We start from the raw sequence: 25,402 nt of genomic DNA, 5'->3' as shown, positions 1-25,402 counted from the left end.
TAATAGCGCTGTTGTTTTTACTTTAACCCTTTCATTAAAGTAAAGCCGAATTGTTATTACTCTCCATCATTGCTTACCTGGTACTGACCATCCTGGTGGGCGTATGGGCATCCCGGAGAGTAAAGACCTCTGATGACTACATGCTGGCGGGCAGAAGCCTTCCGCTATTGCTAAGTTCTTCGGCTATGTTCGCCACCTGGTTCGGCTCCGAAACCGTCTTCGGGGCTTCTTCCGAGTTCCTCAAGGGTGGATTGTATGCCGTGATCGAAGACCCTTTCGGTGCTTCGTTCTGCCTGGTATTGTTCGGCATGTTCTACGTTCGCAGGCTGTACAACATGAACCTGCTCACCCTTGGCGATTTTTTCAAAGTGAAATATGGCAAGACCACGGAGCTTGTGGCCAGCATTTTCCTCGCGCCTCCCTACATTGGTTATATCGCCGCGCAGTTGGTGGCCATGGGACTGATCCTGAACGTGGTCACGGGCATCGCGGTGTGGGAGGGAGTGGTGATCAGCGCCGTGGTGGTGACTGTTTACACGTACATTGGTGGTATGTGGGCCATCACCATTACCGATTTTATACAGACCATCATCATCATTGCAGGGCTGCTGATCGTGGCGGTCATCCTCGCCGTGAAGGCTGGCGGTGTGAGCACGGTTATCTCGGAGATGCCCAGGGAGAGCTTCCGATTCCTGCCGGCCTTCGAGGTCAAAGAGATCGCTGCGTATGTGGCGGCCTGGTGCGTGCTGGGGCTTGGCTCTATTCCCTCGCAGGATGTGTTCCAGCGGTCCATGTCTTCCAACTCGGTGCACACGGCAGTCCGCTCGTGTTACCTGGCTGCAGCCCTTTACATGACCATTGCCATGCTTCCGCTTTTCATCAGTCTTTGCACCAGGCACCTGTATCCGGACCAGATCAACGGCGATACGCAGCTCGCGCTTCCCAGCATGGTGCTGATGCACACCACATTGCCGGTGCAGATCATGTTCTTCGGCTCGCTGCTGTCGGCCATCATGAGCACCACGAGCTCGGCTATTCTGGCGCCGGCCGCGATCTTTTCAGAGAACGTGGTGAAGCCCCTGGCCAGGCACCGCTATTCAGACAGGCAGTTGCTGATCCTCACGCGTTTATCCGTACTTATCTTCAGTGTGCTGGCCACCGTCATGGCGTGCATGCGGTCTAACATCTATGAGCTGGTGGGAGAGTCTTCTATCCTGAGCCTTGTATCCTTATTTGCTCCTTTAACGTTTGGACTCTACTGGAAGCGTACAAGCCGGGGAGGAGCGTTGGCGGGGATGGTGCTTGGTATGCTTACTTGGATTATCTTTGAATTTTGCGAGACCTCCTGGCCCAGTCTGATCCCGGCAACGGTGGTAAGCGTGCTGAGTGTTGTGGGAGGAAGTCTCTTATGGCCGAAGAACGAAAAACATGATCAAGATAGAGTTAAAACGATTGAATGACGCCTTCCACTTCGAGGCTGCCAATGAGAATGGTAACAGTGTGCACATCGATGCATCGCCCGACATCGGAGGTACCAACCAGGGAATGCGTCCCATGCAAATGCTGCTGGCTGCCATGGGCGGATGCAGCGCCATTGACGTGGTGAATATTTTAAAGAAACAGAAGCAGGACCTGAAAGATATCAAGGTTACCGTGACCGGCGAGCGGGAGCAGGGAGCCATCCCATCGCTCTTCACCGAAGTTCACGCCCACTATAAACTTTTCGGCAACCTTGACAAAGACAAGGCCGATAAAGCGGTGAGCCTTGCCGTAGATAAATATTGTTCAGTAGCCAAGACCCTGGAGAAAACCGCCAAGGTTACCTATAGTTTTGAGATTGTTGCCCCCTGATTCCCGATGAGCAAGAAAAAACACTTTGAGACGGATGCCATCCGCCAGCAGCACGAACGTTCTTCATTCCGCGAGCACGCTGTTCCCGTTTACCTCACCTCGAGCTTTGTATTTGACGATGCAGAGCAGGCGAGGGCCATGTTTGCCGATGAGATCACCGGCAACATCTACAGCCGTTACTCCAATCCCAATACCAACGAGCTGATCGAGAAGCTCTGTACGATGGAGGGTACCGAAGATGGTATCGCTACCGCATCGGGCATGGCGGCGATGTATGCCAGCATGGCGGCGCTTTTGAAGAGTGGCGATCATGTGCTGGCCTGCCGTTCCGTGTTCGGATCCACGCACCAGATTTTGAATACCATCTTCCCCAAGGTAGGCATTACGCATACTTATGCCGATGTGAATGAGCCGGAAACGTGGGAAGCCAAGATCCAGCCGAATACCCGGATGATCTTTGTGGAGACCCCTTCCAACCCCGCGCTTGACATCATAGACCTGGAGTGGCTGGGCAAGCTGGCGAAGAAGCACAACCTCATCCTGAATGTAGACAACTGCTTTGCAACGCCATATATTCAGAACCCCGCCAAATGGGGAGCTCATATTGTGACCCATTCCGCCACCAAGTTCATGGATGGCCAGGGCCGCGTGATCGGGGGAGCGATCCTCGGCACAAAAGAGCTGATCAAGGAGATCCGTTTTTTTGCGCGGCACACAGGGCCTTCGATGTCGCCCTTTAATGCATGGATTCTGTCGAAAAGCCTGGAGACGCTGGCGGTGCGTATGGATCGTCACTGCCAGAATGCGCTGGCGTTGGCTCAGTACCTCGAAAAGCATAAAGATGTGCTGAAGGTTAAATATCCCTACCTGCCCTCACATCCGCAGCATGCGCTGGCGAAAAAGCAGATGAGCGCAGGAGGCGGGCTTGTGACCTTTGAAATAAAAGGAGGACTCGACCAGGGACGTAAATTCCTGAATGCGCTGAAGATGATCTCGCATACCCCGAACCTTGGAGATACAAGGACCATCGCCATTCACCCGGCGTCAACCACGCATTCGAAGCTTACCGATGCCGAGCGTGGCGCGGTAGGTATTACGCCAGGATTGATCCGCATTGCTGTAGGGCTCGAGCACATTGAAGACATCATTGCCGATGTGCAGCAGGCGATAGAAGTTTCAGGAAAGTAATCTGAAGAGATACGAAGTACGAAATACGATGAATGCAGATCGAGCTGCCGTACCTCGTATTTCGTACCTCGTACTTAATTTAATACGTTGGAAAGGTCGGGTCGATCTCTTTGGCCCAGGCCAGTACGCCACCCTTGAGGTTGTAGAGGTTGCTGAAGCCGTGGTTCTTCTCGAGCCACAAGAGCATGTCGCCACTACGTTTGCCGCTGCGACAGTGGATCACTACTTGTTTATCCTTCGAAATTTTGTCGACATTATAGGGTATCTCTGACATCGGGATCAGTTCTCCTTCGAGATTGCAGATATCGTACTCATGGGGCTCACGTACATCGATCAGCTGAAAATCAGCTCCTGAATCCTTAAGCTTTTTCAATTCCTGTACGGTGATCTCTTTCATGTTTTGGGTTTGTTTTACGTCCAAAGATTTATTTTTATCCGGACTTATGCCACAAAAATCATCATAATCGATTAAAGTTTTAATGGCGTTCCGGGAATTCCTGCCAGGTACGGTGATCAGGGTCTGTTCCATGGAATTGCTGTCAAAGATCAGCAGTTTACCAGCCAGGGGTTCGCCTGTGCCTGTCACTATTTTAATGACTTCGTTGGCCTGCATGGTGCCGATAATGCCTGGCAGCACGCCAATGACACCCGCATCTTCGCAGTTCTGCACACTTCCGGGGGCAGGAGGCTCCGGAAAAAGATCGCGGTAATTGGGACTTCGGCTTCCGTCACTTTTTGGGCAATTGAACACCGCCAGATGCCCTTCGAACTTCAGGATAGAGCCATAGACCAGGGGTTTGTCGAGCAGCACACAGGCATCGTTGAGCAGGTAACGGGTGGCAAAATTGTCGGTGCCATCCACCACCACATCATAATCTTTGAGGATGTCAAGTGCATTCTGCGAGGTGAGCTTTACAGGATGTACCCGGAAGCTCACGAGCGGATTCAGCTGTTGTAATCTTTTCTCCGCAGCCAGCGCCTTGCTTTCGCCTGCCGATGCTGTGATGAACAGTACCTGTCGCTGCAGGTTGGAGATGTCTATGGTATCATGGTCTGCAATACCAATGGTGCCGATGCCGGCTGCTGTCAGGTAAAGTAATACCGGCGAGCCCAGACCGCCAGCGCCCACCACCAGCACCCGCGCATGCTTCAGTTTCAATTGCCCCGCCATCCCAAACTCCTGCAAAACCAGGTGACGGCTATATCGTTTAAGCTCTTCGGAGGTCAATGACATGACGCCAATTTAGTAAAGAAGTACGAAGTACGAGATACGAAGTACGATGCCCGATCCTGGATTTATCGTACCTCGTAATTCGTACCCCGTACCTTTCATGATGCGAAGCACAAAACTCCGAAATCAATCATCTCTACTTTCGCAGCATACCTGATCTCCAAGACTTTGGCTCCAAAATTGTTGCTTGGTCCCTTAAAACCTGTACCCCATGACCCGCATTCTACTCATCATCCTTGTATTCCTGGTGCTCGCCGGCACAACCCGGGCACAGGTCGACGAGATCAAAAGTGCATCCAAGTCAAAAGGATCACGCGAGATCGGGAGCGGAGGCTCCTCCGGAGGATCCGGTAGCTCCGGTAGCTTTATGATCGACTTCTTCTTTCAGTTCATGTTCGTGGAAGTGATCAACGCCCAGCAGCATGCTGTGAGCCGCAAGCGCGAGATCCCGTCCATCATCTCGCTTGATGCCATGCTCCAGGTAGCCGCGCAGCCATCCAGTTATTATATCGCCAATCCGCGTCTGCGTGCAAACTGGGGGTTGTTCTCCACCGATTTCAGATTCAACTATATCCTTGAAGAAGACTTCGACGGCGTCAAACACCTGCGCACCAATGAATGGCAGGTATTGCAGCTCAACTTTATTACCACAAGGGATGTTACGGTTCGTGTGGGGGGCGGTGTGATCACTGAAGCTTATGAGATGCGACAGTCATATCCGGAGTGGACAGCAGGGGTGCAGATCAAACCTTTCGGCAAACTGGGTGGCGTAGCCGAGTATCGTGGTTCGGAAGCGCGCAAAGAGGTCAGTGCTCACTTCCGCTACGGCTTCTTCGAACGTGGCAAACTTCACGGCTACCTCACCGCCGGCGCCGTATTTCAGCGCTACTACCAGCAGGTAAATGTGTGGGGATTGCAGGGTGGAGTCGTGATGAGCATATTCTAGCCCAAGTACAGCGGTCTAACGCTTAACATTTACAAGGTACGAGGTACGAATTACGAGGTACGATGAATGCACCGAGCTGTCGTAGTTCGTATCTCGTACCTCGTACCTTTTCAAACTCTCTTCATCGCCAGCGCAGCCACCGTTTCTCCGATCGCTAACGAAGACGTAGCCGCCGGCGAGGGTGCGTTGCAGACATTGATCACCTGCTGTTTTTCAACGATGAGGAAGTCATCCACCAGGCCTCCCGTGCGATCGCAGGCTTGCGCGCGTACGCCGGCACCACCTTCAACGAGGTCTGTCTCCCGTACCTCGGGGATCAGCTTCTGCAGGGCTTTGGTGAAGGCTGCCTTCGAGAATGAGCGGTACATTTCACCCATCCCGGTTTTCCAGTATTTCCTGGCTACTTTCTGAAATCCAGGCCATGCCAGGGTCTCTGACAGCTCGCCCAGGTTGATGTCTGATTTCTTATATCCTTCGCGACTGAAAGCCAACACGGCGTTGGGACCAGCCTCGACGCCACCTTTCATCATGCGGGTGAAGTGAACACCCAGGAAAGGGAAGTTCGGATCGGGTACAGGATAGATGAGGTTCTTGACCAGGTATTCTTTGTCTTTCTTCAGCTTGTAGTATTCGCCCCTGAAAGGAATGATCTTCACATTGAGGTCAGGTGTGGTGAGCCTGGCGATCTTGTCTGAGTAGAGGCCGGCGCAATTGACGATCAGCGAGCTGCTGTAGCTGGAACGTGTGGTGACCACAGTTACGGCAGCGGATTCAAGCTTGATGTCCGTGACCTTTTCACCCAGGTTGATCACGCCTCCTTTCTGGCGGATCAGCTCGGCATATTTCTCGGCAACCACCTTATAGTCTACGATACCGGTTTGGGGAACAAAAAATCCGGCCAGGCCTGTTACGTGAGGCTCGTATTCTTTCAGCTCTTCGCTGCGCAGCATTCTGAAATTCTTCAGGCCGTTCTGGTGGCCGCGGTCATAGAGATTTTTTAACAACGGAAGTTCCTGCTCGTCGGTGGCTACCACGATCTTGCCACAGAGCTCGAAAGGAATATCATTCTGGCGGCAGAAGTCCACCAGCAGGTTGTAGCCATGGATACAGTTGCGGGCCTTGAGGCTTCCCGGCTTATAGTACAGGCCTGAGTGGATCACGCCGCTGTTGTTGCCGGTCTGGTGTGATGCCAGCTGTGGCTCCTTTTCAAGCACCAGGATCTTGTACCTGGGATTGCTGTTGATGAGGTTCAGCGCCGTGCCCAGTCCTACAATTCCGCCGCCAACGATAATGATGTCGTATTTCACAAGGATGAATTTCCTGCGAAACTACACAAAAGTTGCCAGTTGCCAGTTACGGGTTGCCAGTTCAGTACTATACAGAAGCACTTTTGAATTCTGAACTAAGCCCACAAATGATGTATACTATTCTCTAAACCGGCAACTGGCAACCGGCAAACTGATTTAAGCCTTGATCGCCCTGATCCTTACATTCAGCGTATTGTCTACAATAACAAAGTGGTTTGGTGGTATGAGAGTCCAGTCTTTGTCGTCGGAGAGTTTTTCAGATACCACCAGCACTGCCTGGTCATCGTCTTCCGGGGCCATCATCTGTGTGACGCCGTCTTCCACCACATAACGGCTTCCTTCAGAGTGATAGAGGGTGAGGGGTTCTTCTTTGGGGTCTGTGACATAACGTGTGCCCACAATGAACAGTCCGTTGGTCACCACCATGTTCAGGTAGGCGGCCTCGTGGATATTATTTTCAGCCATCATTTTTTTCAGCGCTTTGAAGGTGTTCTCAAAGGCATCGACCACGGCTTCGGGACTGAGCGTCTTGTGGTTCCGGAACAGGTCGTTCAGCAGGTAAGCGAAGATGTGCTCTGAGTCTGTTTGTCCTTTGATCCAGTTATAAAGCTCATCGGTCAACGGTTCGCGGATCTTCCTTTTTATGTTGGAGAAATTTTCAACACCACCGTTATGCATCATCAGCATGTTCTTGTATTGAAAGGGGTGGCAGTTTGACTCCGATACTTCTCCCACACTGGCAGCCCGGACGTGCGCGATGAGGCAGTCGGTGCGGATCTTGGGCGCGAGGTTGCGCAGGTTGCGGTTACTCCACGCCGGGTGCACCGACACAAAGGTCACGGGCTCGAAGTTTACTTCCCGTGCGTACCAGCCAAGACCGAAGCCGTCGCCATTCAAAGGCTCTTCCAGCTCTTTGGCATTGATACTCTGGTTAACAAGTGAGTTTTTTGGTTGATAAAGCAGTTTATCAATAATAATGGGCGAGCCCAGGTAAGCCATTAGTCGGCACATAGCAGGGTAATTTAATTTTAAAAGTTAGTGGCTTTCCTTCTAAATAAAAACCAGGATTAAAGGATTTTCAGGATTGACAGGATAAATGCCCGGGGTCATCAGGAAAGCCCATAATATTTAATTAAGACCAATCCTGTTCGTCCTGTCAATCCATTAGATCCTGACTGATCCCGTGAATCTTTAATCCTGGTTAATCCTGGTCCATCCTGCGAATCTTGTAAATCCTGTCCATCCTGTTCTAGTGTCAGAAATTTCGAGAATATGCACTTTTTACAGCGTGCAGGGGGTTAATTTTGTTTGCTTTTAAGAAACTTGTTATAATTACCGGATCATGAGAAAGAGCGCCCCACTCATCCTGTTGTGTCTGATGACAAGCATCATCTGCGTTCAGGCCCAGAGCTATAGAATGCATTCGGTTTATATATTCAGTTTTACACGGCATGTGGTTTGGCCCGACGAATCCAGTCAGGGTGATTTTGAGATCTTCGTGCTGGGCGATTCACCGATCACAGAAGAGCTCAGGCAGGGAACGCAGGGTAAGAAGGTAGGGGATCGCTCCATCAAGATCACGCGGATCAATTCAGTGGCCGAGATCAGGAAATGTAATATTCTGTTTATTCCTGCAGCACATTCTGCACAATTGGCCGATGTGATGGGGAAAGTTGGTGTTCAGCCAGTGCTCGTGATCACGGAAGAACCGGGACTGGGAACGAAGGGCAGTCACATCAACTTTATCATGAAAGATGGTAAATTAGCCTTTGAGTTAAATCAGGCTGCAGCCAGCAAGCATAACTTAAAGATCTCAAATACACTCACCAGTATGGCGATTTTGATCTAAACCCCACTATGGAAGAAAAAGAAAAGAAGAAGTTTCGCTTTCGGTTAACGATCGGGAATAAAATCCTAGGTAGTTTTATCGTTCTCATTGCGCTGTTCATCCTTGTCGTGTCCATCATCTTTGGTAATGGCAACACCATCGACAATGTTGTGAAGAGCTCAAAGGACAATTACAGGCCTTCAAAAGATGCTGTGAACGAGTTTATCCTCCTGGTAACCCGCTCAAGGATGTTGGTCACCAACTGGGTATACCTTCAGACCAACCAGGAAGACAAAAACGCATTGCGTCAGCTCCAGGAAACGGACTACCCCGCCCTGAGAAAGCAGATCGAACAGCTTGCGGTGAACTGGGCCCCTGACCAGAAGCTGAGGATGGATACAGTGTTCAATAATTTCGATTCACTGATCAACATCCAGCGCCAGTCGATCATGGCCAACCTGCAGACCTTCGAGAACTATGAAGATCCTACGGTGAAGTTCATGGCCGAGAACTCCATAGAAAGCGAGGTTATTCCCATTACCAATACGCTGATCAAAAAACTCGCCTTTATCGCGCAAAAGCAGAATGAGCTTACCGCGAAATCGGATATAGAAGTGATCGATTCTATCGACAGGCTGAAGACACTGACCCTCATGCTGGGTGGTGTGTTCCTGGCCATTGCCATCATCAGTGCTATTTACCTTGTACTCTCCATCACCAAACCGGTGAACTTCCTGAAGAATATCGTGGTGAAGCTGGGCAAAGGAGAGCTGGTGGAAGACAAGCAGACCAAGTTCAACAACGACGAGATCGGCGATATGGCCGTAGCGATGGACAGCCTGGTGAATGGTCTGAAGGCTACTACCTTCTTTGCGGAGAATATCGGTAATGGAAATTACCAGTCAGACTTTAAACCGTTGAGCCAGCACGACGTTCTCGGTAACGCGCTGATCAATATGCGTGATAACCTTTCCAAGGTTGCGGAAGATGATAAGAAACGCAACTGGGCCACTGAGGGCCAGGCGAAGTTCGGTGAAATTCTCCGGACCAATAACAGCGACCTGCTGAAGCTGGCTGACGAGATCATTGGCAACCTGGTGAAGTACCTCAAGGCCAATCAGGGTGCGTTGTACATTGTTGACGATACCGAAGACGATGGCGAGCCCAGCATGTCTATGAAGGCCTGCTATGCGTGGGATAAGAAGAAGTTCCTCAACCACAAGATCCACAGAGGCGAAGGCCTTGCGGGTCAGGCGTGGCAGGAGGGAGACATCGTATACCTCACCGAAGTTCCTCAGAGCTATATCAAGATCACGTCAGGGCTGGGCGACGCCAACCCTACCAGCGTGCTCATCGTGCCGCTGAAGGTCAACGACCAGATCTTCGGTGTGGTGGAGATCGCTTCTTTTACAGTGTTCCAGGATTACGAAATGGAGTTTGTTCAGAAGATCGCAGAGAGCATTGCTTCTACCATCTCGTCTGTGAAGATCAACGCCAAGACCCAGCGCCTGCTGGAAGAGTCTCAGGAGATGACCGAACAGATGCGCGCCCAGGAAGAGGAAATGCGCCAGAACATGGAAGAGCTCCAGGCAACGCAGGAAGAAATGCAACGCGGCCAGGCAGAAGTAGAAGGTACCATGAGGGTAATAAACGATACCATGGCCGTTGTGGAGTTCGACGTTGAAGGTGTGGTGCTGAAGGCTAACCATAACTTCCTCGACCTGATGGGATACAAGGCCGAAGAGATCGTGGGTGAACACCACAGGCTGTTTGTACCGAAAGAAGAAAGAAGCACCGATAGTTATAAGAACCTCTGGCGCGACCTGGCTTCAGGCCGTGTAAACCGTGGCGACTTTAAACGTATCAACAAGAACGGTGAAGAAGTGTGGCTGAAGGCGTCTTATTCGCCTGTGAAGAACAAAGCAGGTGTAGTGACCAAAGTGCTGAAGATCGCTTACGATATTACTTCACTGAAAGTAAACGGCAAGGTCACAGTGTCATAACAGAACTTAAAAACTCAACCGAAGAGCCTGTAGTGAATGCTGCAGGCTTTTTTTATTGCCGATCAATTGCCGCGAGATTTCACCAGTGGCCATAAATGCAAAAAAGCCCAGCGTCTCTGGGCTTTTTTGTTACCTAAACCTAAACCTATGAGAAGAATTACTCTACTCAAGTATTTATAACGCAGGTTTAGATGATTAGTTTCATAATTATTTTAGATTTTTTTGAAAATTCAGCGGCTTAAATCTCTTTTTTTAATTTTTCTTTAAACACTTTCTTAAACTTCTGCAATTTCGGCTGAATGACAAATGAACAGTATGGAGCGTTGCTATTTAGGTTATAATAATTTTGATGGTAGTCTTCAGCTTTGTAAAAGTCGCTCACCTTGGTGATCTCAGTGACGATAGGGCCGTCAAATGCCTTGGCTTCATCCAGCTTTTTCTTGTAAAATTCAGCCAGCCGTTTTTGCTCATCGTTGTGATAAAATACAACCGAGCGGTATTGCGTGCCTTCGTCCGCTCCCTGCCTGTTGAGGGTAGTGGGGTCGTGGGTTTGCCAGAAGATCTCCAGCAGTTCTTCGTACGTTACAACGGCCGGATCATACGTCAGCTGAATGACCTCAGCATGGCCTGTCAGTCCGCTGCAGACTTCTTTGTAGGTGGGATTCTTCACTTTACCACCCATGTAGCCGGATACTACCTTCTTTACCCCATCAACATTCAAAAAGATCGCTTCGGTACACCAGAAACACCCTGATCCAAAGGTGGCTGTTTCCAGTGCCGCGTTGTTTGACACTTCGTTTACCATGGTTTTTTCCTCCTGTTTATTTTTCTGGCCGCAGGAGCTTCCGGCGACCATCAGGCATGCAGCCAATGAGACAATAGCGAGTCGCATGTGATTATTTTTTTATCAATAACCCTATTTACGTAGAAAATAGTTCTGTTGGATTGGCCTGGATGAAAAAGTCCACAGTCGACGGTCCACAGTCCACGGCATATAGATTCCCCTAGCCAGGTTAAGTTCTGAATAAGGCTTTCCAAAAACTAAGAAGCCCTTCCTCTACGAGAAAAAGGGCTCCTTGATTCTGTATTTCAGAAGAGTTTATACCCCAACTGCCGTGGACTGTGGACGATTCTAATAGTTCTGGTAGAACCCCTTGATCGCCGGCACCAGCTGATTATAGATCGGCCTGGTGAACTCGAGGAACAGGTCCTGGTTCACAGGAGGTTGCATCTCTTTTTGTTTGCAGAGGTTGAGCTGTTGATCGGTAAGGGCCCTCTCATCGCCATTGTAGCGCGCCCAGGAATTTACCCAGCTGTATTCGCCATTGAACTTTTTATGCTGAAGCACGCCGTTGCTTTTGGCATCCACGATGAGCATGCTCAGCAGGCCTGTGGAGATCACTTCCTTGCGATAGGTGGTAAGCTTTGCTTTTACGGTATTGTAGACGGGAACGGTTTTGCCTTCAACCTTGGCTTCGCCAACCTTTACGCTGTCTTTTGATACCGTTTCTTCCTTTTCTTTCATGTTCACGTTGCCCACGGAGAAATCGTCGAACTGGATGCGCATGATCTGGTCAGCCTGGGGAAGGTTGGCCTTGCTGGCTTCCTGTGGCGTGTAGAATTTAACAAAGCCTTCGTCAGGGTAGCTGGTATGCAGGTATTCTTCAACCTTGTCCTGGAAAAATCCGCCGCTCAGGTTGTACCTTGCGGGAACCGGGATCTGCTCCAGGATCACTTTTACCGTGGCCTCGAACTTCGACTTGTCCAGGTATTCCACAACATCTTTGTAGCCAGGTACAAAAGCCTGGGCATCTTTAAAATTGAAATAAGCCTGTTTGGCATCGGCACGGGTACCTTTCATGAGGGCCGTAATGCCAGCGTTATAACTTTCATCGGCAGCTTTTTCTTTAAGCGGGCCGATCTCGGCGTAATAGTTCTTGGGGTTGCTGATCACCTTCAAACAGCCAGGGCACTGCCTGATCTGCTCATACATGTAGTTGATCTGGCTGTAAGACTGGATGGCATTTTTCCACTTGAACGGTGAATTGGAAGCAATTTCGTTTTTGGCCTGAGTCTCATAGAAGTCAACCGCCAAAGGGTAGGCGCTTCTGAGCGTTTCAACGGTCTTGGAGTGATCGGGATTCTGCCTGAGGCGTGTAATAGCCTTTGTAACCGCACCAAAATAATCGCCGCGTTCATACGCCTTTTTGCCCGAGCTGCAGGCGGCCAGCAATATAAAGGAACACCAGATCAGTAAACGTACTTTCATATACCAGGGGTTTGATGAATGAAATCAAATCAGGTGCCGAATTTACGGCAGAATCGGGATTTGGGAAATAGGATGTAGGTTTGATTAGAAGAATATAGAATATAGAATTATTATATAACCCTTTGAGGGCTTTTCACGAGGCAGTGCCTCTTAAAGTTCGTACGCCTCTGCAAAACCCTCAAAGGGGTGTGTATAAAGGGGTGTTCGAAGGGTTGAGTCTAACCTCCGAAGAAATACACCAGAATATCATCAATCGAATCCCTCCAGTTGCCCCAGGAGTGCCCCTGGTTCACTTCTTTGTAGACATAGGTGCAGGTGTTCTTTTCCAAAATGGTTTTCATTTTACGGGCGCCTTCTTCGGTATCGTGGATGAGGCCGGTGGTCATGAAGATCTTCAGGGGAGGGTTCTCGGGATTATCGCACAGCGTATAGATCTCGGGTTTGAACCAGAAGGCAGGCGATTGGATGCCGGCAAGTCCGAAGAGACCAGGTTTGGAGAAAGCAAAATAGGCTGCAGACAATCCACCCATCGAGGTACCCATCACAGCGCGTTGTGCTGGGTCTTTAGTGATCCTGTAATGCTGTTCGATGAGTGGCATCAATTCCTCCGTAAGGAAGCTCATGTATTTTTCATTCATGGCCAGCTCTGTCATGCGCCGGTTGTTAGACCTGTTCACGGGTTCGCGATGGTCGATGAAAACGGCTACCACCGGTTTGATCTTTCCGAGATGGATGAGGTTATCGAGAATGGTCACCATGTTGCCAAGGCGATCGTGCATGTACTCGTAGCCATCCGTAACGTAGATCACCGGGTAAACATTGGAAGGTTTGTAACCGCTGGGAATATAGATGCTGTAGGTTATCTGATAGGCCAGCGCCTGGCTGTTGAGCAGCAGGTCTTTTTCAAGCTTGCCGCGCTTCATGTCCGGGAGCGGTGTGGTAGTGAGTGGATCTTCCTTCCATCCGGGCATGCGCAGCTCCGAGTTGGGGCTTCCACCGCCTACGCCGGACCATTGATGATCTGTGTTATAAGGATCGAGGATCCAGTTGGCATCATCGATCAGGATCTTGTAATCGAGCCGGGCATCTTTCGGGAACGCAGCCTTCAGGATCCAGAGATCCGTGTTCGGAATCCGTTTGCCTTTGTTATTGAAATTCTTGTGGTAGCCCCATCCGTTGAAGTCACCCATCCACACCACAGACTTTGCCTCGCCACGATAGAGGAACGCCACAGAATCTTCGCGCACCAATGGAATGTCTTCGGATTCCACCAGCTCATTCCACACTTCTGTTACTGCGCTTGGAGTTTTAAGCGTATAAAGCTCCTGAACAGTAGCCGTAAACGACGAATAGTCCTGCGCAAAACAGTTACACGAAACGACCAGCAGAAAAAAGAAAACTCGCATGATACAGCAATTTACAACTTGCCATTGGCTCAGCAACTTTAAACATTAAACTTTAAACCTGAGACCTTAAACTTTAAACTTACTCCCCCGGATTAACCTCATCACGGTCATTTACCATCAAGCTCAACAGCCCGGCCACGATCATTGACACACCTCCGGCCACCAGCACATAAATGGATTGACCACCAAACACTTTGTTCAGCAGGAATCCCAGAAGTGTAGCCGCCACGATCTGTGGTATCACGATGAAGAAGTTGAATACCCCCATGTAATAACCCATCTTCTCTGAGGGTAGTGAGCCCGAGAGCATGGCATAAGGAATGGAAAGGATGCTCGCCCACGCAATGCCGACGCCGATCATGGGAAGCCAAAGCATACCGGGATCTGAAATGAACAGGAATGAAATGAGTCCGACGCCGCCACAGCTCAGGGCGATAAGGTGAGTGACGCGGCGACTTGTATAACGCGCAATAAAAGGCAACGCAATGGCTGCCAGCGCGGCAATGCCGTTGTAGTCGCCGAACAATTTGCCTACGAGGTCGGCGCCATCGTTATACGCAGCGGAGCGGGGATCGGTGGTCTTGAAAATATGACTGGTCACCGCGGGGGTGGTATAGATCCACATGGCAAACAAGGCGAACCACGAAAAGAACTGCACATAGGCCAGCTGGATCATGGTGCGCGGCATGGTATTGAAGTCCTTTACAATGTGCACAATGCCGAGATAGGAGCGGTTTTGCCGGATGAGGTATGACGCCATGATGTGAACGACGCCGAACAACGCCAGGCCTATTGCCAGCACAAAAAGCTCCTTTTCAAGCGCAAACATAGCGATGACCAGGGACAGCAGCGTGCCCAGCGCGGCCAGCACCAGTCCTGTTCTCATGAACTTCTGCTGATACAGCCCTTCGTTCTCGATGTTCTTTTTTTGTTTGGATTTCAGCGCCGATTCGAAGGCCGGGTCAGGCGGATATTCTTTGGTGCTGAGCACGGTCCACATCACGGTGATAAAAAGCATGGCAGCCCCGGCATAGAATGAATACTTCACGTTGTCACTTACCTCTCCGGCAACCGCTGCGGTGTTGGAGATGCCCATGAACCTGTTGAAGATATAGGGGAGGTAAGAGGCCACGATGGCACCAATGCCGATAAAAAAGCTCTGCATGGCAAAACCGGTGGTCCTTTGCGACGGCGGAAGTTTGTCGCCCACAAAAGCGCGGAACGGCTCCATGCTGATGTTGATGGAGGCATCCATGATCCAGAGTGTTCCCGCCGCCATAAACAAGAAGGAGGAATTGGGCATTACACACAACGAGATGGATGCCAGCAATGCGCCGATGGCGAAGTATGGTCTGCGGCGCCCCCACACGGGGTGCCAGGTGCGGTCGCTGTAGTAGCCGATAAGCGGTTGTACGAGCAATCCCGTTACCGGCGCAGCAAGCCAGAGGATGGCAAGATCATCAGGGTTGGCACCGAGTGTTGAAAAGATGCGGCTCGTATTGGCATTCTGCAGCGCAAAGCCGAACTGGATGCCGAGGAACCCGAAGCTCATGTTCCAGATCTGCCAGAAGCTGAGCCTGGGTTTGGTGAAGGTCATGGTTGCAGTACTCATTCGATAGCAGGGTAGTTAAACTCAAAATTGTACAACGATCTCCTTCGCGTGGTAATCAAATTCGATCACCAGCACCGGTTCTTCCGGGGCAGGTTCCGGGTCGTGAATGGGATCGAACTTCTCGAGCCCGGCGAAGAACCTGTTCACTTCCGGAATGACAGACCGCACTTCCTTGTTCACTTGTGCTGTCGAGATCGCTCCGTCGAAACCATGCAGCACCAGCCGTGTGGTCTTGTACTGTGTATGATAACTTCCTTCCGCCGCGCGGAATACGATCTTCCGCTCGGTGGGTTTGTATTCGATGACACGCTTCGAGAATACCTTCTTCTGGTAATCGAATGTAGCGCCGTCATCTTCGTAGAACAGGAAGTCGCTGGCGGATGGCCCGGCATACACATGCACGATTAATTGTTCAGGCTTCTGGCCCGTGTGTGACGTGGGCGGCTGCATGGGTATGATGGCGCCGGCTTTGACAAAAACGGGAAGCTTGTGCATAGGGCACGCCAGGATGAGCTCGGCGCTTCCGGCGTGTTTTTTTCCATCGTACAGGTAATACCATGAATCTGCTTCTGGCAGGTAAACTTTTACAAAGTCCTTGTTGCTCTCTACGGGTGCCACAAGAATGGAGGGACCGAAGAAATACTGGTGATTGAATTGTCCGTCATAGACCTTGTTATCGTGTGTATGGTCGATGGCGAGTGAGCGCTGAACAGGCATTCCTGTTTCGCTCGCTTCGTGGAACAGCGCGTAAATATAGGGCAGCAGCTGGTAGCGGAACCTGATGTAGTTGCGCGAGATCTGCTCAACCTCTTCGCCATACGCCCAGGGCTCCGAATCACGACTGTTGATCATGGAGTGGCCCCTGAAGAAAGGGGAGAAGGCGCCGATGGAGACCCAGCGCGCAAAGAGCTTTGAATCGGCGTTGCCCACAAATCCGCCCACATCATATCCCGCGAAAGCGATGCCTGACAGCCCCATGCTGTTCACGATGCGCACGCCCAGCATCATGTGCTCGTCATAGGCAACGTTATCGCCAGTCCATACGGCAGCATAACGCTGGATGCCGGAGTAACCTGACCGTGTGAGGTTGAAGGGGCGTTTGTTCTTCATCAGCGCCTTGGTGGCCTCATAGGTGCTTCGCGCCATCTGAAAACCGTAGATGTTCCGTCCCCTGCGTGTAGTGGTCCTGTTGCCTTCAAAGTCCATCTCCACATTTTCCGGCAGCATGTTTCCCCAGGTAGCGATCTCGTTCATGTCGTTCCAGAAACCTTCAACACCCAGGGCCACATAGTCATTGAATTGATCTTTCCACCAGGCCCTGGTTTTGGGATGTGTGAAGTCCGGGAAGTGGCACCAGCCCGGCCACACCTGACCTGTATAATAGGTCCCGTCCGGGTACTTGATGAACACGTCATGCTTCACACCGTCTTCATAAGTTTGATATCCTTCTTCAACTTTTATTCCCGGATCGCACATCACCACTACATTGAATCCAAGCGCTTTCAGTTTTTCCATAAGGCCTTTGGGATCGGGAAAATCCTTTTTGCTCCAGGTGAAGATCTTGTACTTCTCCATGTAGTGGATGTCGAGCACGATGGTGTCGGCGGGAATATCTTTCTCGCGGAATGTGTTGGCAACACTGAGCACCTCCTTGTCGGGATAATAGCTGTAACGGCATTGCTGGTAGCCGATGCTCCAGAGCGGAGGGAGCTCCATCCTTCCCGTAAGGTGTGTATACTGCCGGATGATGTCGCGCACATTGCTGCCGTGTATGAAGTAGTAATTCATTTCTCCGGTGTCGGCAGCAAAGCTGGAGAAGCGGTTGTTGGAAGCGCCGAAATTGAAAAAGGTCTTGTGGGTGTTGTCGAAGAAAATGCCGTAGACCAGTTTGTGATGAATGCCGATATAGAAAGGTATGGTGCTGTAGAGCGGATCAGCGCCGGAGCCATAGCCGAAGTTATCCGTGTTCCAGTTGGTGTAACCAGCGCCACGCCGGTCGAGAGGCCCCGTTTTTTCACCGAGACCGATAAACCGTTCTGCTTCCTGCAGCTTCTTGTACGTAGTCACTTGTTCCCCGCTCCAGCTGGTGCCAAAGGCAGGATCGTCTTCGTTGATCACTTCGCCGGCCGGATTGAGAAAGCTGATGCGCATCGGATCTTTCCCAATGATCATTGTGAATGCGGATGTCTTGATCGTGATCTGGCGGTCGCTTTCTTCAACATGAAATGCAACACCTGCCGGTTGTGCGATCACTGCATACGAAAAGGTCTCGGGCTCACTTTCGCGTGTAATGCTGACCCGCGCAATGTGTTCGTTATATAAAGTGATCCTGAATTTTTCCGTTGCTGTTTCTCCCGAAATACCTGCCTGCTCTTTTTGCCAGCGTACTATTTTTCCCACGGACTGGCTCACTACTGAATGGATGGTTGACGACATGAAGAATGGATGTTGGATGGTTAACTTTTCGAAAGTAAGGAAATTGGGATAAAAGTCCATGGTCGATGGTCCATAGTCCATGGCATGCCGCGATAAAACCGTGGATGCGCAGTACGTATAGTCGATTGCGTAAGTATGGGAGAGTTACTCGAGAAGATGGAAATGAAGTAAAAAGCAATGGTCCATAATCCAACCGATGCACGGCTATGGACTATGGACCATCGACTATTCTACTATTCTACTTCTTCTTTCCTTTTTTGAGGGAAGAGTCACGAACTACGAGCCGGGTTTTAAGAACCTTCGTCTCGGGTTGTACGTCGATATCGCTGTTTTTGGTTTTCATCTCGATCTGGCGGATGAGCAGTTTGGCGGCTTCCTGGCCCATCTCGAAACCGGGCTGGTCAACTGACGTCAGCGGCGGATCGAGCAGTGCGCTGAAGAACCAGTTGCTGAATCCTACCACGGCAATATCTTTAGGGATCTTCAGTCCAGCTTCCTTGATAGCCTGCATAGCACCCATGGCGGCAGGGTCGTTGGTAGCAAAGATCGCATCCGGCGGTTCTGCCATCGCCAGCAGCTTTTCAGTGGCCTTTTTACCTTCTTCAATGGTTCCCAGGGGGCAGGCCATGATCAGGTTCTTGTTTACGGGAATGTTATGGTCTTTCAATGCTTCGAGGTAGCCTTCGAGACGCTGTTTGGTGATCTCGAGGTTCGGCGGTCCTTCCAGGTGAGCGATGCGCTTGCAACCCTGGTCGATCAGGTGGAGCGTTGCTTCTTTGGCGCCGCTGAGGTCATCAACGATGATCTTGCTGGAGTTGGCGTTCTCATATACGCGGTCAAAGAACACCATGGGAACACCCTTGGCGAGGATGCCTTCAATGTGGTCGAAAGTATTGGTTTCGCGCGATACGGAGATGAGCATTCCGTCTACACGGCTGTTAAACAGTGCCTTGATGTCGGTTTTTTCACGCTGCAGCGATTCATTCGATTGTGTGATGATCACGTTGTAACCCGCGCTATAGGCTACGTCTTCAATACCGCTGATAACAGTAGAGAAGAAGAAGTGCACCAGCTCAGGGATGATCACACCGATGGTGTTGGTTTTGCTTTGGCGGAGGCTGAGCGCCACAATATTGGGCTGGTAATTGAGTTTTTCGGCCAGTTCATTGACCGCTTTTTTGGTTTCGGGGCTGATATCGGGATGGTCTTTTAGGGCCCTTGAAACCGTGGAGGGAGAGATGCCCAATTCACGGGCGATGTCTTTAATGGTTACTTGATTGTATTTCATATACGCAAGTTAAAACGTGTTCGCAATATCTCCGCAACCGTTGCACAAATTTTTATAAAGAATCGCAATCGTTTGCGCGTTCGTTAACGGGCACGATTTCGTGAATTTTTATTGCTGGTTTCAGGTTTTGGATTACCACAAAACCTATTTTTCAAACGGTTGAGGTAATTCTCGCCTTCCAATTAATCCCTAATCATTAACCTATGGTAAAATTCTATCCGCTCATTAAAACGCCTTTGTGTTTGCTCCTGCTGCTTGCCTGTTTTCAGGTTCAGGCGCAGGAAGTGACCGTCAAAGGCAGCGTCGTCTCCATGGACGATGGAGCTCCGATACCCGGAGTCAGTATTTCGCTTAAAGGTACCAGCTCGGGCACCTTTTCGGATGAAGAAGGAAAGTATGTGATCCAGGCTCCCGCCGACGGCATCCTCGTTTTTTCCTTCATTGGTTATAACACCCAGGAGATCCCCATTAACAACAGAACCCAGGTAGACATTCGGATGTCTACCGATGTGCAGACATTACAGGAGGTTGTTGTCGTAGGCTACGGCACCCAGACCAAGCGGGAGATCACCGGATCGATCGCAAAAGTGAGTGGCGATAAGATCGCTGCGTTGCCTACCACCAGCTTCGAGGCCGCATTGCAAGGACAGGCCGCAGGTGTTCAGGTGATCCAGGGCAGTGGCTTGTCAGGCTCCGGTTCCGTGATCCGCATCCGCGGCATCGCTTCTGTATCCGCTAACGGTGATCCGCTGTATGTAGTAGACGGCATTCCGATCACGGCTGATAACTTTCTGCAGGAGGCCAACTGGCAGAATGGTGCCTTCAACAACAATCCTTTGTCGGCCATCAACCCTTCGGATATTGAATCCATTGAAATATTGAAGGATGCAGCGGCGGCAGGGATCTACGGATCACGGGGCTCGAACGGCGTGGTGCTCATTACCACCAAAAGAGGGAAGGGCCTCACCGGCAAACCTGTCTTCGATTTCTCCATGAACATCGGCACCTCATCGCCCGTAGCGAAGCCTAAGTTCTACAATAGCCAGCAGTGGCTGCAGGCGCGGCAGGAAGCATGGGAGAACGACGGAAACACAGGCGCGGTGTGGCTTCCCGGCTATTCCGATGCCGACGACTCCCCTGAAGCGCGGCTCGCTGCATTTCAGAAAGCATCACAGGTGAACACAGACTGGTGGGACCTTGTTACCCAAACCGGTCTCAAACAACAATACAACCTCTCCACTACCTTCAACCGGAAAAAGCTCAGTGCTTATATCGGCGGTTCGTATGCCAACAATGAATCTTATATCGCCGGCAACTCCCTGCAGCGTTACAGCATCCGGGCCAACATCGATTACAAGCTCTCCAATAAGCTTGATCTCGGACTGTCAACATCCTACAGCCAGGTATTGAACCACCGTGTGCGCGTAGCCTATACGGGAGGCCTGGGACTGGCCATGTCTACAGCGTTACCTATCTACCCGGTATTTGACGATAATGGCGATTACTTCAGGACCAGCACCAGCGGCAATGGCAACAACCCGCTTTTCGAGCGCGATAACTTCCAGGGATACACGGTGGATTATCGCACCATCAACTCGCTTTTATTACGTTACGCGCCGCTGTCCAATCTCAAGTTCACCATTGGCGGCAGCTATGATTACCTCGATCAGAAAAACGATACGTGGCAATCGGCATTGCTCCAGGGCACCAACTATAACCAGGCGGAGCGCGACCTGCGTTATGTTGACAACTTCAACATCAATGCGCTGGCGGAATACGACTATAAGATGGGAGAGCGCTCCAAGCTGAAGCTCCTGCTCGGCACAGAATACCAGCAGTCCATCACTTCCGGCAAAGACAATATCCGTTACCGCGGCCTCGATGTGCTCAGCACGCAGTATAAGGACAAAGGAAACTTTTCAGAAACGAACCTGGTAGCCAACGACGTTTATGTTCGTCCCGACCAGAAGTGGTCATTCATCAGCTATTTCCTGAGGGCCAATTATGCTATTGGTGAGAAGTATTACTTCCAGGCTACTGGCCGCGTAGACGGTTCGTCGCGTTTCGGGGCCAACAACCGGTATGGCTTCTTCCCGGTAGTATCGGGCGCGTGGCTGATCTCCGAAGAAGATTTTCTGAAAGACTCGGAAGTTCTGAGCACCCTGAAGCTGAAGGCAGCCTATGGTATCACAGGTAACGCGAGCTTCGAGAATAACCAGGCCATCGGCACGTATTTGACGAACCCTAACCCGGTGTACAATCAGCGACCGATCCGTTATCCTAACAAAGTCGAGAACCCTGACCTGAAATGGGAGACCACCCGCAACCTTGACCTGGGTTTCGAGCTGGCATTGCTGGATGACAAGATCAACGCCGAGTTCTCTTATTATCAAAAGAACACAGAGGACGTGATCATGAAGCTGATCCTGCCCAACTACAACGGGTTCAGCGACTTCTATGGCAACGTAGGAGAGATCAGGAACAAAGGTGTGGAGCTGACCTTGAACACCACCAATTTCCAGCGTGGTGATTTCAGCTGGAGCACCACCTTCAATATTGCGTACAACACGAATAAGGTATTGTCTATCGGCGGATACACGCCCGATGCTGTGAGTGGTGGCACCAACGATACCCGCATAGTGGAGGGTTATCCTGTAGGCACCAACTACCTGGTAAGGTTCTCGCACGTGGACGCGGCTACCGGCAAGCCGGTGTACCTAGACAAAAACGGTTATGAAACCTTTACGTACAATGAACAGGACGATCGTATGCCTGTAGGCGATGTGCTGCCCGACGCTGTGGGAAGCTTCACCAACACATTCAACTACAAGTCATTTGACCTGAGCTTCCTGTTTGTATTCGTGATCGGCGGAGACATTTACGATTCATCTTCCAAACGTCAGCTGGGATTCCTTTCTGACTGGAACACCCGGGAAGATGTTGGAGACCATTGGCGAAAAGCCGGTGATGTGGCTCAATATCCCAAGCTCACCCTCACGCCGGCTGAACATGGCAACAGCAAAGAGTGGTTCAATACCGATATGTGGATCCACGATGCTTCTTATATGAGGCTGCGCAACATTTCACTGGGCTATAATCTTCCGGCTACGTTCTTGTCGAAGTTCAGGATCTCGAAGAGCAGGCTGTCGTTTTCGGCCATGAACCTGCTCACCTTTACGAAGTTCCCCGGCCTCGATCCGGAGGTGGTAAGGGACTTCGATAACCAGACCGACAGGAACCTGAGTCCTAACATTACTTACCTGACTCCGCCTCAAGAGAAATCGTACAATGTTTCATTGAACATCACTTTCTAAAAGATCATCATGAGAAATTTATATAGCATTATCATCGTCTGTGCGCTGATCGCTGCCGGCTGCAGTGACCTGCTCGAGAATGATCTGCCCGACAACGAGATCCGTAAAGAAGATGCCATCCGTTCGGCGCAGGATATGCAGGAGGTTCTGAACTCCGCTTACGATGTCATCGCCAACGCATTCAACGGCAACAATCAACGCTTCGCAGAGCTGCTGACCGACAACGTCACCATCTCCGGCAACACGGGTTTCCTCGTGCAGGTGTACAACAGGAGCTCTGACTTCTTCAACTCCGATGTGGGAGGATACTACAAAGATCCTTATGTCGCCATCGGCAGGGCCAACGCCATCCTGGAAAACCTCAATGCCATCAGCCTGAGCGATGCCGAAAAGAACAGGTTTGAAGGCGAGGCCAAGTTCATCAGGGCGATGTGCCACTTCGAGCACGTCAGGTTGTTCGCCCAGCCCTACGGTTATACGCAGGATAATTCACACCTGGGCATCGTGATCAAAACGTCAACGAAGATCGAACCCCGTCAGCGCAACACTGTTGCCGAAGTATATGAGCAGGTGATCAAAGACCTCACCGATGCCGAAACACTGCTGCCGCCTACCAATGGGGTCTATGCCACCAGTTTCGCCGCGAAAGCTTATCTGGCGCGGGTCTATTTTCAGATGAATAGTTTCACCAACGCTGCCGCCAAAGCCGAAGAGGTGATCGCAAGCCCCAATTATGTGCTGCCTGCCGACATCAACACACGTTTTGGAAAAACGATATCACCGGAGGCTATCTTTGCAACGATCAGCACCAGCGCCAACGATGTGAGGAACACCCAGTTCAGGGATTCGTACCGTTCAGTCAATCCTGATCCGAAGGCCGGTCTCAACAACACCGCCGGCATAGCACCGCCTACCATCCGCAGCTCCAACGAAGCCTATGCGTTGCTGACCAGCAATCCTGCTGACAAGCGTGCATCATGGGTGGCCGAGAAACCTTATAAGACAGGTCTTACCAAAGTGTTCACCCGTTTCGACTCAACCTATTTCAATGTGACCCATGTGAGCCTTTCTGAAATGCTGCTGATCGCTGCCGAGAGTTATGGCGAGCTGAACCAGAATCTTGCTGCTGCCGCCAATCACATCAACAAGATCAAAGGCAGGGCAAACGTTCCGCTGTTGTCAGGACCCAGCGCTGAGACCGTGATACTCGAAGCAAGGCAGGAGCGGAGGAAGGAATTTCTGGGAGAAGGCAATCGCGTTCATGACCTCAAGCGCATCGGCGTGCTGGGTGAAAATGTGATTGTAAGAGGAGCGCCCTGGGATTGTAACGGCATGGTGCTACAGTTCCCGGCGTCGGAGCAGTCGACAAGAGGTTTTATCATGAACCCGCAGGGCGGATGTAATTAATCACCAAACACGACATCAATTATGAACTACTATAGATCCATTTCATTTACACTCATAGCGCTGGTGCTGCTGTGCTGCCAGCCGGACGAGTTCCCGGCCTTAGGCGCACGGGAGCCTATTGTACCCAAGCTCGCCGGCACCTGGACCCTCAGCAAAGTGGTACAGCGCGACAATGACGCAGAGCGCAAAGGCTTTCCGTCCTTCGCACAGCTTCAGGATATCACCAATGACTTCGCGTTCAAGGATTTCAAGCTGGTGCTCAGCGTGTCAGGCAATGCGCCTGCAACCTTTACCGTGCAGGCCGGCAATTCGCCCAACATCATCGGGAGTGGCATTTCATCTGGTAACTGGTCCGTTGACGATGTCAACTACCCGAGCAAGATCACTTTCTCCGGAAGCAGCGGCACCAGCATCGAGCTGGGCTCTTTTGCAGGGCTGAACAATGGAGAGATGATCTTCAAGCTCATCCGTACCCAGCCCAAAGCTGGTGTACCGGAAGCAGTTGTCACTTATCAGTATTCTTTCACCAAAGAATGATTTGTTATGAAGAGACTATTATTACCTATACTTTTTCTGACAGGGGTGGTAGCAGCGTATGCTCAACCCAAAGCTACAGTGGCCCCGCCTTCATTTACGGCTGAGGACGAGATCACCATTACCGTGGATGTTACGGGCACATCGCTGGCAGGATATACCGGCGATGTATGGATGTGGGCCTGGATCTCCGAAGGTTGTTCAGCCAACTGCGACGCACCTACCAACGTGAACCCTGCCGGCGGTGCCAGTACCGAGAAGGCGAAAATGACACGGGTGTCAGCCAATGTGTATTCCATTACAATTGTTCCGTCGGCTTTTTATGCCAAGCCGCCTTCTGAGATCAAAAAGATCGGCCTCAAGCTGAAGAGCGCAGACTGGGGTGATGGCAAGCAGTCGGATACCGACGTGCTCATCAATGTAGAGCCGCTGGTGTTCACACCCAAAGTCAACCGCATTTTCCCGACCAAAGTCACCAAAGATGATGTTGTTACCCTGTACCTCGATCAGACGATCGCCACAGTTCCGGCGCTCAAGTATGAGCTGAGCAATTTCAAGGTTACCATCCGGGCCTACAATGAGGCCAACGCGGAGATCGGAAAGATCGAGAACGCTGCTACCGTGAATGCCGGCAACGGATTGCATTATATCCGCATCATGCCCAGCTTCAACTTCAGCAGCAGCGAGGTTCGCTCGATCAAATACCGTTTTTCAAGCACTGGCAGCAACGTTCAGTCGGATGAATTCTCTCTTGTGTTCTTCCAGTAATCTAAACATCGACC

The 25,402-nt window shown here is 50.9% G+C and carries 19 protein-coding genes; 10 read left to right on the top strand and 9 right to left on the bottom strand.

Annotated features, from left to right (window positions below; all coding sequences use genetic code 11):
• Positions 1-50 precede the first annotated feature (50 nt).
• The 3 genes from KK083_RS08440 to KK083_RS08430 are packed head-to-tail and all read left to right on the top strand — an operon-like array spanning position 51 to position 3,039.
• Complete coding sequence (locus tag KK083_RS08440; protein WP_254162435.1) at positions 51-1,460, top strand: high affinity choline transporter 1; 1,410 nt, start codon at positions 51-53, stop codon at positions 1,458-1,460.
• Entirely contained in the window at positions 1,429-1,851 is a 423-nt protein-coding gene (locus KK083_RS08435; RefSeq protein ID WP_262899474.1) for an OsmC family protein, read from the top strand. Before KK083_RS08440 ends, KK083_RS08435 begins: the two co-directional genes overlap by 32 nt.
• Before the next feature lie 6 nt (positions 1,852-1,857).
• Entirely contained in the window at positions 1,858-3,039 is a 1,182-nt protein-coding gene (locus KK083_RS08430) for a trans-sulfuration enzyme family protein (RefSeq protein WP_254162432.1), read from the top strand.
• A gap of 79 nt (positions 3,040-3,118) precedes the next feature.
• Here KK083_RS08430 and moeB read toward each other — a convergent pair whose 3' ends face one another.
• Positions 3,119-4,273: a molybdopterin-synthase adenylyltransferase MoeB gene (gene moeB / locus KK083_RS08425; RefSeq protein ID WP_254162431.1), complete on the bottom strand. Its 1,155-nt coding sequence runs from the start codon at positions 4,271-4,273 to the stop codon at positions 3,119-3,121.
• 208 nt (positions 4,274-4,481) lie between these two features.
• Here moeB and KK083_RS08420 point away from each other — a divergent pair, with 208 nt between their 5' ends.
• Complete coding sequence (locus KK083_RS08420) at positions 4,482-5,216, top strand: hypothetical protein (protein ID WP_254162429.1); 735 nt, start codon at positions 4,482-4,484, stop codon at positions 5,214-5,216.
• Between the two features lie 110 nt (positions 5,217-5,326).
• Here the strand turns inward: KK083_RS08420 and lhgD are convergent, their stop codons facing one another.
• The gene (gene lhgD / locus KK083_RS08415; protein WP_254162427.1) at positions 5,327-6,523 is read right to left on the bottom strand and encodes an L-2-hydroxyglutarate dehydrogenase; all 1,197 of its coding nucleotides are present in this window, start codon (positions 6,521-6,523) and stop codon (positions 5,327-5,329) included.
• A gap of 156 nt (positions 6,524-6,679) precedes the next feature.
• The gene (locus KK083_RS08410; protein WP_254162425.1) at positions 6,680-7,534 is read right to left on the bottom strand and encodes a class II glutamine amidotransferase; all 855 of its coding nucleotides are present in this window, start codon (positions 7,532-7,534) and stop codon (positions 6,680-6,682) included.
• A gap of 331 nt (positions 7,535-7,865) precedes the next feature.
• On the opposite strand from KK083_RS08410, the gene KK083_RS08405 reads away from it, so the two are divergent.
• Both KK083_RS08405 and KK083_RS08400 read left to right on the top strand, forming a co-directional pair.
• Positions 7,866-8,372, top strand: coding sequence for a YfiR family protein (locus KK083_RS08405; RefSeq protein WP_254162424.1), 507 nt, complete (start codon positions 7,866-7,868; stop codon positions 8,370-8,372).
• 8 nt (positions 8,373-8,380) lie between these two features.
• On the top strand, positions 8,381-10,354 hold the full coding sequence (locus KK083_RS08400; RefSeq protein ID WP_254162422.1) for a PAS domain S-box protein: 1,974 nt from the start codon (positions 8,381-8,383) through the stop codon (positions 10,352-10,354).
• A 238-nt stretch (positions 10,355-10,592) separates the two neighbouring features.
• Here the strand turns inward: KK083_RS08400 and msrA are convergent, their stop codons facing one another.
• The 6 genes from msrA to KK083_RS08370 form a co-directional block, all read right to left on the bottom strand.
• Positions 10,593-11,159, bottom strand: coding sequence for a peptide-methionine (S)-S-oxide reductase MsrA (gene msrA, locus KK083_RS08395; RefSeq protein WP_254162528.1), 567 nt, complete (start codon positions 11,157-11,159; stop codon positions 10,593-10,595).
• Between the two features lie 327 nt (positions 11,160-11,486).
• Entirely contained in the window at positions 11,487-12,623 is a 1,137-nt protein-coding gene (locus KK083_RS08390) for a hypothetical protein (RefSeq protein WP_254162420.1), read from the bottom strand.
• A 218-nt stretch (positions 12,624-12,841) separates the two neighbouring features.
• Entirely contained in the window at positions 12,842-14,029 is a 1,188-nt protein-coding gene (locus KK083_RS08385) for an alpha/beta hydrolase (RefSeq protein ID WP_254162418.1), read from the bottom strand.
• 79 nt (positions 14,030-14,108) lie between these two features.
• Positions 14,109-15,641: an MFS transporter gene (locus KK083_RS08380; protein WP_254162416.1), complete on the bottom strand. Its 1,533-nt coding sequence runs from the start codon at positions 15,639-15,641 to the stop codon at positions 14,109-14,111.
• A gap of 21 nt (positions 15,642-15,662) precedes the next feature.
• On the bottom strand, positions 15,663-18,158 hold the full coding sequence (locus KK083_RS08375; RefSeq protein ID WP_254162413.1) for a glycoside hydrolase family 31 protein: 2,496 nt from the start codon (positions 18,156-18,158) through the stop codon (positions 15,663-15,665).
• 157 nt (positions 18,159-18,315) lie between these two features.
• Complete coding sequence (locus KK083_RS08370; RefSeq protein WP_254162411.1) at positions 18,316-19,365, bottom strand: LacI family DNA-binding transcriptional regulator; 1,050 nt, start codon at positions 19,363-19,365, stop codon at positions 18,316-18,318.
• 203 nt (positions 19,366-19,568) lie between these two features.
• Here KK083_RS08370 and KK083_RS08365 point away from each other — a divergent pair, with 203 nt between their 5' ends.
• The 4 genes from KK083_RS08365 to KK083_RS08350 are packed head-to-tail and all read left to right on the top strand — an operon-like array spanning position 19,569 to position 25,388.
• On the top strand, positions 19,569-22,679 hold the full coding sequence (locus KK083_RS08365) for a SusC/RagA family TonB-linked outer membrane protein (protein ID WP_254162409.1): 3,111 nt from the start codon (positions 19,569-19,571) through the stop codon (positions 22,677-22,679).
• A 9-nt stretch (positions 22,680-22,688) separates the two neighbouring features.
• Complete coding sequence (locus tag KK083_RS08360) at positions 22,689-24,086, top strand: RagB/SusD family nutrient uptake outer membrane protein (RefSeq protein ID WP_254162407.1); 1,398 nt, start codon at positions 22,689-22,691, stop codon at positions 24,084-24,086.
• A gap of 21 nt (positions 24,087-24,107) precedes the next feature.
• A complete protein-coding gene (locus KK083_RS08355; RefSeq protein WP_254162405.1) occupies positions 24,108-24,623 on the top strand; it encodes a DUF5004 domain-containing protein in 516 nt (171 codons plus the stop codon).
• A gap of 6 nt (positions 24,624-24,629) precedes the next feature.
• The gene (locus KK083_RS08350; protein WP_254162403.1) at positions 24,630-25,388 is read left to right on the top strand and encodes a hypothetical protein; all 759 of its coding nucleotides are present in this window, start codon (positions 24,630-24,632) and stop codon (positions 25,386-25,388) included.
• Positions 25,389-25,402: the final 14 nt, after the last annotated feature.

Source organism: Chryseosolibacter histidinae (genome assembly GCF_018598225.1).
In the GTDB taxonomy this organism is placed as follows: domain Bacteria; phylum Bacteroidota; class Bacteroidia; order Cytophagales; family Cyclobacteriaceae; genus Chryseosolibacter; species Chryseosolibacter histidini.
The sequence above is the reverse complement of the archived record's forward strand: the minus strand, read 5'-3'. Positions and strand labels throughout refer to the sequence as shown.